Origin of the sequence: Salinicola salarius (assembly GCF_002179555.1) — a bacterium.
Taxonomy (GTDB): domain Bacteria; phylum Pseudomonadota; class Gammaproteobacteria; order Pseudomonadales; family Halomonadaceae; genus Salinicola; species Salinicola salarius_A.
Map to the genome: position 1 here is coordinate 118,604 of NZ_NHOU01000007.1, position 13,052 is coordinate 131,655.

At 63.2% G+C, this 13,052-nt stretch carries 12 protein-coding genes; 9 read left to right on the plus strand and 3 right to left on the minus strand.

The window, feature by feature from the left end:
• Positions 1-7 precede the first annotated feature (7 nt).
• From CCD76_RS07870 to CCD76_RS07900, 7 genes are all read left to right on the plus strand, one after another.
• Positions 8-1,294 carry a bifunctional folylpolyglutamate synthase/dihydrofolate synthase gene (locus tag CCD76_RS07870; RefSeq protein ID WP_087718975.1) on the plus strand — a complete coding sequence of 429 codons (1,287 nt, stop codon included), beginning with the start codon at positions 8-10 and terminating at the stop codon, positions 1,292-1,294.
• 82 nt (positions 1,295-1,376) lie between these two features.
• Positions 1,377-2,117: an SPOR domain-containing protein gene (locus tag CCD76_RS07875; protein ID WP_087718976.1), complete on the plus strand. Its 741-nt coding sequence runs from the start codon at positions 1,377-1,379 to the stop codon at positions 2,115-2,117.
• Entirely contained in the window at positions 2,117-2,740 is a 624-nt protein-coding gene (locus tag CCD76_RS07880; protein WP_087718977.1) for a CvpA family protein, read from the plus strand. The genes CCD76_RS07875 and CCD76_RS07880 overlap by 1 nt, the downstream gene beginning before the upstream one ends.
• A gap of 29 nt (positions 2,741-2,769) precedes the next feature.
• Positions 2,770-4,284 (plus strand): amidophosphoribosyltransferase, encoded by a 1,515-nt coding sequence (purF, locus tag CCD76_RS07885; protein ID WP_087718978.1) that lies wholly within the window; start codon positions 2,770-2,772, stop codon positions 4,282-4,284.
• A 221-nt stretch (positions 4,285-4,505) separates the two neighbouring features.
• Positions 4,506-5,738 carry an O-succinylhomoserine sulfhydrylase gene (locus CCD76_RS07890; protein WP_087718979.1) on the plus strand — a complete coding sequence of 411 codons (1,233 nt, stop codon included), beginning with the start codon at positions 4,506-4,508 and terminating at the stop codon, positions 5,736-5,738.
• A 583-nt stretch (positions 5,739-6,321) separates the two neighbouring features.
• Positions 6,322-6,876: a cytochrome b gene (locus CCD76_RS07895; RefSeq protein WP_087718980.1), complete on the plus strand. Its 555-nt coding sequence runs from the start codon at positions 6,322-6,324 to the stop codon at positions 6,874-6,876.
• Positions 6,877-6,965: 89 nt separating this feature from the next.
• Positions 6,966-7,547 carry a YceI family protein gene (locus tag CCD76_RS07900; RefSeq protein ID WP_087718981.1) on the plus strand — a complete coding sequence of 194 codons (582 nt, stop codon included), beginning with the start codon at positions 6,966-6,968 and terminating at the stop codon, positions 7,545-7,547.
• Between the two features lie 136 nt (positions 7,548-7,683).
• Here the strand turns inward: CCD76_RS07900 and CCD76_RS07905 are convergent, their stop codons facing one another.
• A complete protein-coding gene (locus CCD76_RS07905) occupies positions 7,684-8,826 on the minus strand; it encodes an FAD-dependent oxidoreductase (protein WP_087718982.1) in 1,143 nt (380 codons plus the stop codon).
• A gap of 231 nt (positions 8,827-9,057) precedes the next feature.
• On the opposite strand from CCD76_RS07905, the gene dkgB reads away from it, so the two are divergent.
• Together dkgB and CCD76_RS07915 are read left to right on the plus strand one after the other, a co-directional pair.
• Positions 9,058-9,870, plus strand: coding sequence for a 2,5-didehydrogluconate reductase DkgB (gene dkgB, locus CCD76_RS07910; protein ID WP_087718983.1), 813 nt, complete (start codon positions 9,058-9,060; stop codon positions 9,868-9,870).
• A gap of 184 nt (positions 9,871-10,054) precedes the next feature.
• Positions 10,055-10,489 (plus strand): hypothetical protein, encoded by a 435-nt coding sequence (locus CCD76_RS07915; RefSeq protein WP_087718984.1) that lies wholly within the window; start codon positions 10,055-10,057, stop codon positions 10,487-10,489.
• A 100-nt stretch (positions 10,490-10,589) separates the two neighbouring features.
• Here the strand turns inward: CCD76_RS07915 and CCD76_RS07920 are convergent, their stop codons facing one another.
• Positions 10,590-11,780 (minus strand): amino acid aminotransferase, encoded by a 1,191-nt coding sequence (locus CCD76_RS07920; protein ID WP_087718985.1) that lies wholly within the window; start codon positions 11,778-11,780, stop codon positions 10,590-10,592.
• A 149-nt stretch (positions 11,781-11,929) separates the two neighbouring features.
• Complete coding sequence (locus CCD76_RS07925) at positions 11,930-12,916, minus strand: aldo/keto reductase (RefSeq protein ID WP_087718986.1); 987 nt, start codon at positions 12,914-12,916, stop codon at positions 11,930-11,932.
• Positions 12,917-13,052: the final 136 nt, after the last annotated feature.

Genomic DNA, 13,052 nt, shown 5'->3' on the forward strand with positions numbered 1-13,052 from the left:
CTGACCCATGAGTGCCACCCTCGACGACTGGCTGGCGCGTCTTGAGCGCCAGCATCCGGTCGCCATCGACATGGGGCTCGAACGGGTGGCGGTGGTTGCCGAACGGCTGGGGCTGATGCAGGGTCCGATCGCACAGCGGGTGGTGACGGTCGCCGGCACCAACGGCAAGGGCTCCACCGTGGCCATGCTCGAGCGCCTCGCTCGGGCTCACGGCCTGTCCACGGCCAGCTACACTTCGCCTCATCTGCTGCGCTACAACGAGCGGCTCTGCTTCGATGGCGTCGCGGCCGACGACGCCACCCTGATCGCCGGGTTCGAACGCGTCGAATCGGCACGCCTGGCCGGCGATCCCGTCAGTCTCACCTACTTCGAGGCCGGAACCCTGGCTGCGCTGGTTGCGATCGCCGAGGCGCGCCCCCAACTGGCCATTCTCGAGGTCGGGCTCGGCGGCCGTCTGGATGCGGTCAACGTGATCGACAGCGACATCGCCGTCATCACCACCATCGCCCAGGATCATGCGGACTTTCTCGGCACCGACCTCGACGTCATCGGATTCGAGAAGGCCGGTATTCTCCGCCAGGGGCGACCGGCGGTGCTCGGCAGCCGCGCATTGCCGCCCAGTGTCTCGCAGCGCATCGACGCGCTTGAGATACCCGCTTACTGGCTGGGGCGCGATTTCGATCATCAAGACGTCGATGGCAGCGAGTGGCGCTGGCAGGGCCGAGGGGCGAAGGGTCTTCGCTATCGACTCGATAGCTTGCCTGATCCGGGGCTGCCGCTCGACAATGCCGCCGTCGCGTTCCAGGTGCTCGGCCTGTGCGGCATCGTGCCGCAGCCCGCCGAGTCCCGCCAGGCGATGTCCACCGTCGCGCTGACGGGCCGGTTGCAGTGGTTGGGGAACTGGTGCTTCGACGTGGCGCACAATCCCCATGCCGCGCATTATGTGGCAGCGAGGCTAGCGTCGCGATCGCCGGCGCCGCGTCGCCGTATCGGCCTGCTCGGCGTCCTCCAGGACAAGGATGCAGCGGCACTGATCGAGGCGCTGTCCCCGGTGATCGATGCCTGGCTGCCGGTAGGGCTGGCAGGCCCGCGCGGTCGCTCGGGCGAGGCACTGGCCGAATCCATCACTGGCCGAGGCGGTGAGGTGCTGGCGACCGCTTCGTCGCCGGCAGCCGGCGTCGACTGGCTGGCATCACGTCTTGCGCCCGATGAAGAAGTGTTAGTATGCGGCTCGTTTCTGACCGTGGCCGGCGCGCTGGAAGCGCTGACGGCGCTGGCGGGCGACGAAGTGTAGTGAAGGCGATTGCCGGGATGCTCGATCGGATGCCGGATCGTGCTCAAGGAAATCAAGGTGCTATCAAGGAGGTCGAGGTCCCATGAAGTACGGATGGCGTGAACGTATCAGCGGTGCGGTCATTCTCGTCGCATTGGGGGCCATTTTCCTGCCGATGCTTTTCGATGATCCCGAACCGCGTCAGCAGGAGCCTGGCCCGGTCATGGTCATCGAGCAACCGATCGGCGGTGGCGAAACCCGTCAGCGCATCATCGAATCGCCCGAGCCGCCGGCATCGGTCGCCGCCAACGGCAATCAGGGTGCCGGCAACGGTGGCAGCATGAACGCTGATGGTGGTAGCGCAGGCGAAAACGCCGTGCCAGAACCGGATACGCGTAGCCAGCTCGGTGCGGGCAGCGAGGATACGTTCGGCCAGAGCGGCACGACCTCCGGCGGCGACAGCGATCCGATCGCCGAGATCGCGCAGGCGGAGCAGAGCCAGCCGCAACTGCGTCCGGCCGAGCCGGAGCCCACGGCGCCGGTGCAATCCTCGTCGCAGCCGTCCTCCTCGCAGCAGGCATCGGCACCCGAGCGCACCGCCGCGAGTAATGACGGCGGCTGGGTCGTGCAGGTTGGCAGCTTCGGACAGGCGGACAACGCATCACGCCTGACCGCCAAACTCAAGGAGCAGGGCTTCGCGGCCTATTCGCAGCCGCGGGACAATAACCTGACCACGGTCTACGTTGGCCCGTTCTCTTCGTCGGATGCCGGCGAGAAGGCGCGATCCGAGCTCAAGCAGGCCGCCAATATCCAGGGACTGCTGATTCGCAAGCCGGGTAGCTGATGACTTTGACCTGGCTCGACTACGCTTTCCTGCTGGTATTGACGATATCGATGCTGGCAGGTTTCATGCGTGGCCTGGTGCGGGAGGCGCTGGGACTCGGCGCCTGGATCGTGGCGCTGCTGGCGGCGCGGATATTCGCCAAGCCGATCGCCGATCTGCTGGAGCCCTACATCTCGCATCCCGATGCGCGTCTGGTACTGGGGTTCGTGCTGATCATCTTCGTGGTGGTGATGATCTGCGGATTCATCATCCGGCTGCTCAACGCGGCGATCGAATGGGTCGGCATGGGGTTCTTCAATCGTGTGGCCGGAGCGATCTTCGGTCTGGCTCGCGGCGGGGCGATCCTGGTAATCGTCACGGTCGTCATAGGCTTGACTCCGCTGGCCCAGCTGCAGGCCTGGCAGCAGGCGCAGTTGAGACCATCGTTCGAGTCGTTGCGGACCTGGGCGGTGGTTCAGCTGCAGAGCTGGGACGTCGACCCGTCCGCCGCCGAAGAGGCGATGCGGCACCTGCCGATGACGCTACCGGGGCGAGACGACGCTTCATCCAGCTCTTCATACAGTCAGGACGGGCAGGGGGTGACGATTCCCGCCCCTGTTCCGGCCGAAAAACCGGCGCCCTGAATGGGTGCGACCAAGCGAGGTAAGTCGGCATGTGCGGTATCGTAGGCCTCATGGCCAATGAAGCGGTCAATCAGTTGATCTATGACGCGTTGACGGTCTTGCAGCACCGCGGACAGGATGCCGCCGGCATGATGACCTGGGATGAAGGTCGCTTTCTGCTGCGCAAGAACAACGGGCTGGTACGGGACGTGTTCCATACGCGTCACATGAAGCGGCTGAAGGGCAATGTGGGCATCGGTCATGTCCGCTACCCGACCGCCGGTACGGCGAGCGAGGCCGAATCCCAGCCTTTCTATGTCAATTCGCCCTACGGCATCACCCTGGCCCACAACGGCAACCTGACCAACTCCGATCAGCTCAAGCAGGAGCTGTTCTCCTCCGATCTGCGCCATATCAATACCAGCTCGGACTCCGAGGTGCTGCTCAACGTGTTCGCGCACGAGCTGGGCAAGCAGGGACTGTATCTGACGCCGGAGGATATCTTCGATGCGCTGCGCCGCGTTCACCGGCGCTGCAGCGGGGGTTACGCCGCCGTGTCGATCATCAACGGCTTCGGGCTGGTGGCGTTTCGCGATCCCCACGGCATTCGTCCGGTCGTCTACGGTACGCGTCAGACGCCCGAGGGCCAGGAGGTGATGATCGCCTCCGAGTCGGTGGCGCTCGATGTGGCCGGCTTCGAGCTGGTGCGGGACCTGGCGCCGGGCGAAGCGATCTTCGTCGACATGGACAAGAACATCCATACGCAGATGTGCGCCGACAAGCCGCGGCTGACCCCGTGCATCTTCGAGCACGTCTATCTGGCGCGGCCCGACTCCATGCTCGATGGCGCTTATGTCTACGGTACCCGGATGCAGATGGGCCGCAAGCTGGGCGACCGGATCCAGCGCGAGTGGCCGGATCACGACATCGACGTGGTGATTCCGATTCCCGATACCTCCCGGACCACGGCGCTGGAACTGGCACAGCACATCGGCGTGACGTTCCGCGAAGGCTTCATGAAGAATCGCTACATCGGTCGGACGTTCATCATGCCTGGGCAGACCCAGCGCAAGAAGTCGGTCCGCCAGAAGCTCAACGCCATCGCCAGCGAGTTCGAAGGCAAGAACGTGATGCTGGTGGACGACTCGATCGTGCGCGGGACGACCTGCAAGCAGATCATCCAGATGGCTCGCGATGCAGGTGCCAACAAGGTCTACTTCGCCTCCGCCGCGCCGGCCGTGCGCTATCCCAACGTCTATGGTATCGACATGCCGGTCGCCACCGAACTGGTCGCTCATGGCCGCACCGATGCCGAAGTGGGCGAGCTGATTGGTGCCGACCGGTTGATCTACCAGGATCTCGAGGATCTCAAGGCGGCCTGTCGCGAGGTCAATCCGGCGCTGGACGATTTCGACTGTTCGGTCTTCGACGGCAACTACGTCACGGGCGATGTCGACGAGGAGTATTTCACGGCGCTGGAAGCGGCGCGTAACGATGCTGCCAAGTCCGGTCGCGAGAGCCTCAATGCCGTCGTCGATCTACATAACGACAGTGAGGACGATTGATCGCCAGGGCGATCGAACCTGGGCCTGGCCGCATGTGCCGGGCTCTCACGGGATCTTGGAAACCTCTGATTAACTATTCCGCCGGGCAATACGGTGTTAAAAATCAACTCAGAAGGCTCATTTACACCCTCGTAAACTCCGCTGTTTCGTTGATTTTTGCCTTGTCTTGCCTGCGCTCATGACGTTAATCCGAGGCTCCCTTGTTTTTCAGGAGCTGAAGGATGAGTTTTGACGACGCCCCCACGCCGGGGTTGGAAACACCGGGTCTGGAAACGCCGGGGCTGGAAACGTTAGGCCTGGAGACGCTGGCGATTCGTGCGGGACATGAGCGCACCCACGAACAGGAGCACGGCGAGCCGATTTTCCCGACTTCCAGCTTCGTCTACGGCAGCGCGGCGGAAGCGGCGCGCAAGTTCAAGGGCGAGGAGCCGGGCAACGTCTATTCCCGCTTCACCAACCCGACGGTGCGCAATTTCGAGCGGCGTCTGGCGGCGCTGGAAGGCGGCGAGCGCTGTGTCGCCACCAGCTCCGGCATGGCGGCGATTCTCTCCACCGTACTGGCGCTACTCAAGGCCGGCGACGAGGTGATCGTCTCGCGTTCGGTGTTCGGCTCGACCATCGCGCTGTTCGACAAGTACCTGGCCAAGTTCGGCGTCGTCCCGCGCTATGTCGAGCTCAACGACCTGGCGCAGTGGGAAGCGGCTATCACGCCGAAGACCAGGCTGCTGTTCGCCGAGACGCCATCGAATCCGCTCAACGAGCTGGTCGACGTTGCGGCGCTGGCCGAACTGGCGCACCGTCATGGTGCTTTGCTGGCGATCGACAACTGCTTTCTGACCCCGGCACTGCAGCGGCCGCTGGATCTGGGCGCGGATCTGGTGATCCACTCCGCCACCAAATACCTCGACGGTCAGGGCCGGGCGATCGGCGGCGCCGTGGTCGGGCGCGATGCGGAGCTCGAACAGCTCTATGGCGTGGTGCGTACCTGCGGCCCCTGCATGAGCCCGTTCAACGCCTGGATCTTCCTCAAGGGGCTGGAGACGCTCAGCCTGCGCATGCAGGCGCATAGCCGCAACGCACAGGCCATGGCGGAATGGCTCGAGTCCCAGCCCGCCATCGAGCGCGTCTATTACAGCGGGCTCGATAGTCACCCGCAGCATGCGCTGGCCAAGCGCCAGCAGCAGGGGTTCGGTGCGGTCATGGGGGTCGAGGTGAAGGGCGGCCAGGAGGCCGCGTGGAAGGTCATCGATAATACGCGCGTGATGTCGATCACCGGCAACCTGGGCGATGTCAAGACGACGATCACTCACCCTGGCACCACCACCCATGGCCGTCTCACCGACGAACAGCGCGCTTCCGCCAGCATCCGTGATGGCCTGATTCGCATCGCCGTCGGGCTGGAAACGCTGGACGATCTCAAGGCCGATCTCGAACGCGGATTGAATCTGCTCTAGGCGGCTGAACGGGCTCGGTTCGTCGTCTTCGAAAATCGGGTGCCGGGCTCGGGGAATGCCCTTGGCAGCGGCTTTCCGATGGCAGGCAAGGCTCCGGCGTCTTCGCTGGAGCCTTGTCGTTTCTGTCCGACGAGTTCCGGCCGGCTACGTCTATCTATCGCTCATGCATGGGGCCATACTGAGTTTGCCACAACAGTCTGGCTGTCTGAAAAAGTCAGTGAATCGCCGCAGCCATCAGGTTCGCTAAATTGACTTTATGAGGAACCCGTCATGAGTAAAGGGCAAGATCGTAAAAAGAATACCAAGAAGAAACCCCTTCTCACCGCAAAAGAGAAGAAAGCAGCAAAAGTATCCAAGAAGTCGACAACGAGTATCTTCGACAAGTGAGTTGCCAAGGCCATCGGGTTGCCGATGGCCTTGCTCTATCCCCCTGTTTTTCCGCGCTCTATAGCTGCTCTTCGTCGTAATCTGATCATGTGCGAGGCTATTGTTTCCCTTTCGTCACTAATCGGTTTACGAATCCCGGCCTAGCTTCCTGTCCGGCAAACCGTATGCTGAGTGAAGAACAACGGGGGAACGTACCGTGTGGAAAAATACGCGATCGGGTTGGGGATGGGTCAGCATTGCCGTTCACTGGGCGAGCGCGCTGGCGATTTTCGGCCTGTTCGCGCTGGGCTGGTGGATGACCGGGCTGGGCTACTACGATCACTGGTATCATTTGGCGCCGTGGTGGCATAAATCGATCGGCATCGTGGTGCTGCTGGTCAGCGTCTTTCGGGTCGTCTGGCGACTGGTGCAGCCGACACCGGCCGCCCATGGCAAACCGCTGGAGCAATGGGCGGCGCATGTCGGGCACGGGTTGATCTATGCGCTGATGTTCGTGGTGATGATTTCCGGCTATCTGATTTCCACGGCGGAAGGCGAGGGGATCAGCGTGTTCGGCTGGTTCACGGTGCCGGCGCTGGTCTCGGGGCTGCCGGATCAGGCTGTGCTGGCAGGCGACGTACACTGGTACGCGGCCTGGGCGCTGGTCATTCTGGCACTCGGTCATGGGCTGGCAGCGTTCAAGCATCACTGGGTGGATCGTCAGGATACGCTGACCCGCATGTTGACCTCCCGTGCGGCCAGACGCCGCTGAGGATTTCATTTCCGGCCTGGCCGTCGGCTGCCGTCGCCAGGACCGGACCGTTTGGCAAGATGACTCAAACCGCTTCGAGGAGCATGACGATGTTGAAGAAGACTGCACTGGCAACGCTGATCGCCGCCGCTTCGGCAATGCCGCTGGCCCAGGCCGCCGACTACCAGATCGACACCGAGGGTCAACACGCCTTCATCCAGTTCAAGATCAGCCATCTTGGGTATTCGTACATTCTGGGCGACTTCAAGTCGTTCGACGGGGGCTTCAGCTACGATCCCGAGTCGCCGGACGACGCCAGCGTCAATGTCACCGTGGATGTGAACAGCCTGGAAACCAACCACGCCGAGCGGAACAAGCACATTCTGAGCGGTGACTTCCTCGACGCGAGCGAATTCCCGCAGGCGACGTTCAAGTCCACCGGCTTCGATGTCGACGACAACGGTGACGAGGCCGAGATGACCGGCGACCTGACGATCCATGGCGTCACCAAGTCGGTGACGTTCGAGGTCGATCATATCGGCGGCGGCGACGACCCGTGGGGCGGCTACCGCCAGGGCTTCGAGGCAACGACGGAGCTCAACCTGGCCGACTACGATATCGACATGAGCGCTTTCCCCGAGTCGATGCGTACACTGGAACTCTATGTGGTGCTGGAAGGCATCCGCCAGTAACGAGGCTCGGGCCATGAGCCTCGCCTGAAGCAAGTGGTTCGATAGACGCGATCCCGGCCCTGGCGCCGGGATCGTGCGTTATGCGCTGCCGTTTTCGGGAAGGTGTTCAACAGCCCGCGCGGGCAATATCTCGCGGCTATGCGTTGCCCAGGTAGTGCGCCACCTCGCGGCGATCTCGGCGATGCTTCCAGCGCCGGACCCAGCGGCCGCGACACCATAGCGAGCCGCGCCAGGCGATGTCGCGGAGATCGCCCAGATTGAGTGCCTTCCAGCGTTCGAATTGATCGTAGCGCAGCGTCCGGGGCTCGCCGCTGAGTGTCTGATCCAGCGATTCCAGCAGCAGTGCCGCTCGCTCGCGTGTCGTCAGCGGATGATCGCGATCTGGCGGCGTCTCCCGGGCCAGGAACAGTCGCGAATCCTCACGGCTGCGTAACATGAGGTCGACGTCGAGGTGGCCCGTCTCGTCAGGCGTCAGGTCGAAGAGAGCCTGTGCCGGTGAAGGCTGCAGGTGGTCGGTGACCAGCAGCAGATCGGCATCGACCGCGCTGCCATCGTCCAATATCAGTTGATGTCGATCGTAGCGGGTCGCCGTCGCGACCAGTTCCAGACGCAAGCCTCGGCGCAGCAGCCGCTTCATCAGCCAGCGATTGGCCCGCTGGCAGGCGCCGGGCAGCGGGCGGCGGTCGTTACCGATCAGGGTGACCGGAAGCCGGCGGCCATAGCGTTCACCCAGCGCCAGCAGGTTGGCCGCGAGTTCGACACCGGCAGGGCCGCCACCGATGACGGCGACGGCGGGAAGCGAGCCCGTAGCGTTGGCAAGACGGGTTTCCAGCTGCTGGCGTAACTGCCAGAGATCGTCGGCGGCAGCGGTGAACACGCCTTTGGCGCTATAGAAGCCGGGAATGGCATGCTCGTCGAGAACGGGCGGCAGGTCGAGCGACAGCCAGTCGTAATCGAGCTGACGGCCGCCACCGAGCGTGATTCGGCGCTTCTGGCGCTCGACCTGGATCACCTCGGCGCGAACATGGGCGCCGCCGTGGGCGACGATGCGGTCCGCCGGCAAGCGAACGTCTTCGTGCTGCCACTCGCCGCCCAGCATCCCGCCGAGCCAGTCCGAGAAAGCGAAGTCCTGTTGCGTCACCAGTGTGACGCGAGCGCCATGGGCAACAAGGCGCTCGGCGTGGGCGGCCACGTGAAGATGGGAATCGCCGTTGCCGACGAGTACCAGATGCTGGCCCTCGGGATGGTTATCGGAGGAGCTCGGCTGGGTATTGGGCATGCCTCGATCCGGGCGGGAAATCGGACTTCAGTCTAGCATGTGCATGGGGCCTGTCCGAAAACCGACGGTGCATGGCCGTGCCTGGCGTGCCCGATATTCGGACAAGCCCTCGGAAGAGGCTTGAAGACGCCGGTAGTTATCCGTAACTGTAATTTGTCTGTACTGCTGGTCTGCACTGCTGGAGCTGCGCTCTGGCCTCGACTGACTTTTCATCTCAAGGAGAAAGCATTCATGGCACGTCATATTCTGCCGCAACCCGGCCTGGGAACGTATCGTCTCAAGGAGCAGGCGGTGATCGACTCGGTGACGTCCGCCCTCGAACTCGGCTATCGTCATCTCGACAGCGCTCAGATGTATGAAAACGAAGTCGCGGTGGGCAAGGCGATTCGTCAGAGCGGCATTGCGCGTGACGAGCTGTTCGTCACTACCAAGATCTGGTGGGACAAGCTCGAACCGAAACAGTTGACCGCAGCCATCGAACAGAGCCTCGAGAACTTCGGTCTCGACCGGCTCGATCTGGTGCTGATCCATTGGCCATCCCCCAACGGCGAAGTGCCGATGGCCGATACCATCGGTGCGCTGGATGCGGCGCGTGCCCGCGGGCTCACCCGGCATATCGGCGTGTCCAATTTCACCATCGGCCAGATCGACGAGGCGCTGACACTGCCGGGCGGTGAAAACATCGTGACCAACCAGATCGAGGTGCATCCCTTCCTCGCCAATCGCAAGCTGGTCGAACACTGTCAGTCCAAGGGGCTGGAAGTGACGGCCTACATGCCGCTGGCGGTGGGCAAGGTGATGGACGACCCGGTACTCAAGCGCATCGCGCAGGCGCATGACGCCTCTCCGGCACAGATCGCGCTGGCCTGGATCGCGGCGCGCGACATCATCGTGATTCCCTCCTCGACCAAGCCGGCCAACCAGAAATCGAATATCGAGGCGATGAACATCCGCCTGAGCGACGACGAGATCGAGCAGATCAACCGTCTCGATCGCGGCGACCGTCAAGCCAATCCCTCCTTTGCCCCTCGCTGGGACGAGTGACGCCAGCCCCCTGTGGGACGACGCGCAGGGCGCCGGACGTCCGCCTGCTTAGGGCGGGCATCCGGCCCGAACCTTGCGATACGATGCCGAAATTCGGCCCCGGCGAATTTTTGCCGAGCCCACGGGTCAAAGCGTCACCGTTTCAAGAGGATCAGCGATGCGTACACGAATGATGAGAAAGGCCATGTTATCGGGCCTGGGTGCCGGCTTGGTGGCAGGCCTGCTGGCGCTGCCGGCCTGGGCTCAGGACGCCACGGCCATGGAGGAGGACTCGACACCGGCGCAAAGCTCGGGGCTGAACGTGAAGCAGGACAGCGGCGAGCCGGAGGCCCCCGCCAATGCCTCCCAGGTCGATCACGAATCGATCGAGAAGTCCGGCGGGGTCGGGCGGGAAAACGCCGGCTTCACCGATGGCGGCGCACAGACCCCGGTCGATCAACGGCCCAATGCCTTGAGTTTCGATCAATTGGATGTCGATGGTAGCGGCGTCATCGACGAGGATGAAGCGGTCAGCGCCGAGCGGCAGACGATGTTCCAGCAACTCAACGAGGCGGACGCCGGTGGCGTGACCCGGGAACGCTTCGAGCAGGCGATGGGATCGGACACGCTGGCCGAGTGATGACATGGCGACTCTGACCCTCGCGAGATCGTCGCGGGGGGCAAAAAAAATCCCGGCCTAGGCCGGGATTTTTCGGTCTACTGCCGGTGCTGAACCGAGTTCAGTCGACGACGGCAGCGATCGCCTTGGCCACGTAGGGCAGGTTCTCGCTGGTGAAGCCGGCGACGTTGGCGCGACCGGAGCCCACCATGTAGATGCTGAACTCGTCGCGCAGGCGCTTGACCTGCTCGGTGGAAAGACCGGTATAGGAGAACATGCCGCGCTGTTCCGCCACGTGGGCGAAGCGCTGATCCAGGCCATAGGGCTTGAGCGAATCGACCAGCTCGCGACGCAGCGAATTGATGCGATCGCACATCTCGGTCAGTTCGCTCTTCCAGAGCTGGGTCAGCTCTTCGGATTCGAGAATGTCGATCACGATGGCGGCGCCGTGCGACGGCGGCGTGGAGTAGTTCTCGCGGGCGACGATCGCCATCTGCGAACGCACGTTCTCCATCTGCTCGGCGGTCCTGGCGATCACGATCAGGCAGCCGGTACGTTCGCGGTAGAGGCCGAAGTTTTTCGAGCAGGAACTGGTGATCAGCATCTCGTCGAGATTCTCGGCCAGCAGGCGCACGCCGAAGGCATCGACATCCAGGCCGTCACCGAATCCCTGGTAGGCGAAATCGACCAGCGGCAGCAAGCCGCGCTCCTGAACCACGGCCAGCACCTGGCGCCACTGATCCTGGTTCAGGTCGAAGCCGGACGGGTTGTGGCAGCACGCGTGCAGCAGCACGACATCGCCCTGCGGGATCTGCTTGAGCGCGGCCAGCATGCCGTCGAAGTCGAGACGGTTGTCGCTGTCGACGTACGGATAACGCTGAATCGGGATCTCGGCGCCTTCGAAGATGCCAATGTGGTTCGGCCAGGTCGGGTTGGAGAGCCAGATGCTCTTGCCTGGCAGTTGGGTGCGGATGAAGTCCGCCGCCAGACGCAGCGCGCCGGTGCCGCCCGGCGACTGAGTGGCGCTGGCCCGGTTGGCGGCCAGTACCGGCGAGCCGGCACCCAGCACCAGCGGAAGAATCGCCTTGCCGTAGCGGGGATCGCCGTGAGAGCCGATATAACTCTTGGTCTTCTCGCTTTCCAGCAGACGCGCCTCAGCCTGTTTCACGGCCCGCATGATCGGCGTATTGCCATTCGGATCCCGATAGACGCCGACACCCAGGTCGACCTTCTGCGGGTTGGGATCCTGATTGTAAGCTTCGATCAGCCCGAGGATGGCATCCCCGGGGACGCGCTCGATCTTCTCAAACATTAGCGTGCACTACCTCGCTATTTCTGGGGACCATGACGATCTTTCGACAACTCATCGCATGATGCCACTGCCTATGGCGATCCGCCACTCGGGCCGGGCCGGCTCCTGCGAACGCTTACTCGAAGCCCACGACTATTCGAAGCCCACAACTATTCGAAGCCCACGACCTCGTGCGGCACGTAGGGGGCTTCCAGCGTTTCGATTTCATCTGCCGTCAGCGTGATCTTCAGCGCGCCCAGCGCCTGGTCCAGGTGATGCGACTTGCTGGCGCCGATGATCGGCGCGGTGATCCCCGGCTTCTGCAGCACCCAGGCCAGCGCGATCTGGGCGGGCGAGACGTTTCTTGCCTCGGCGACCTGTTGCAGCGCTTCAATCACTGGTGCGTCACGATCGAGCCCCAGCTTCCAGTTGCGCATCTGCTCGTCGCTTTTGGCGCGCGTGGTGCTGCCTTCGCTGCCCACCGGCTTGCTGCCGGCGAGAATGCCGCGGGCCAGCGGACTCCAGGGGATGACGCCCACGCCCTGATCCAGACACTGCGGGATCATCTCGCGCTCTTCCTCACGATAGATCAGGTTGACCATCGGCTGCATGGTCGCGAATTTCGTCCAGCCGTTGCGCTCGGCGACATGCTGGGCCTTGGCGAACTGCCAGGCGTGCATGCTGGAAGCGCCGATATAGCGCGCCTTGCCTGCCTTGACGACCTCGTGGAGCGCTTCCATGGTCTCTTCGATCGGCGTGTCGTAATCCCAGCGATGGGTCTGGTAGAGATCGACGTAATCCATCCCCAGGCGCTCGAGCGAGGCATCGATGGCGTGATGGATGTGCTTGCGCGACAGCCCGCGCTCGTTGGGGGACTTGTTGCCGGTGGGGTTGTAGACCTTGGTCGCCAGCACGACCTCTTCCCGGCGCGCGAAATCCTTGAGCGCCTTGCCCACGACGCGCTCCGATTCGCCGTCGGAGTACATGTCGGCGGTATCGAAGAAATTGATGCCGGCATCCAGCGCCTGCTGAATGAAAGGGCGGCTCTGGGCATCGTCCAGCACCCAGTCCCGCCACCGCGGCGTGCCATAGGTCATAGTGCCGAGGCACAACGGGGAAACCTTGAGGCCGGTACGGCCGAGACGACGGTAATTCATGAAATTCTCCCGATGACGCGTGAATAAAGGGCGTTCCTTACCATAGCATTCAATGACGAGATCGTTACTCGGATCGCCATGACCCGGCAGAGCAACCTTGGCATAATGCGGCGCTTTCCTTCGTTGTTCCCCGTCT

Bases quoted from the DNA above. Each gene is read 5' to 3' on its own strand.
- CCD76_RS07870 (WP_087718975.1), top strand. From the start codon at position 8: ATGAGTGCCACCCTCGACGACTGGCTGGCGCGTCTTGAGCGCCAGCAT.
- CCD76_RS07875 (WP_087718976.1), top strand. From the start codon at position 1,377: ATGAAGTACGGATGGCGTGAACGTATCAGCGGTGCGGTCATTCTCGTC.
- CCD76_RS07880 (WP_087718977.1), top strand. From the start codon at position 2,117: ATGACTTTGACCTGGCTCGACTACGCTTTCCTGCTGGTATTGACGATA.
- purF (WP_087718978.1), top strand. From the start codon at position 2,770: ATGTGCGGTATCGTAGGCCTCATGGCCAATGAAGCGGTCAATCAGTTG.
- CCD76_RS07890 (WP_087718979.1), top strand. From the start codon at position 4,506: ATGAGTTTTGACGACGCCCCCACGCCGGGGTTGGAAACACCGGGTCTG.
- CCD76_RS07900 (WP_087718981.1), top strand. From the start codon at position 6,966: ATGTTGAAGAAGACTGCACTGGCAACGCTGATCGCCGCCGCTTCGGCA.
- CCD76_RS07905 (WP_087718982.1), bottom strand. From the start codon at position 8,826: ATGCCCAATACCCAGCCGAGCTCCTCCGATAACCATCCCGAGGGCCAG.
- dkgB (WP_087718983.1), top strand. From the start codon at position 9,058: ATGGCACGTCATATTCTGCCGCAACCCGGCCTGGGAACGTATCGTCTC.
- CCD76_RS07915 (WP_087718984.1), top strand. From the start codon at position 10,055: ATGTTATCGGGCCTGGGTGCCGGCTTGGTGGCAGGCCTGCTGGCGCTG.
- CCD76_RS07920 (WP_087718985.1), bottom strand. From the start codon at position 11,780: ATGTTTGAGAAGATCGAGCGCGTCCCCGGGGATGCCATCCTCGGGCTG.
- CCD76_RS07925 (WP_087718986.1), bottom strand. From the start codon at position 12,916: ATGAATTACCGTCGTCTCGGCCGTACCGGCCTCAAGGTTTCCCCGTTG.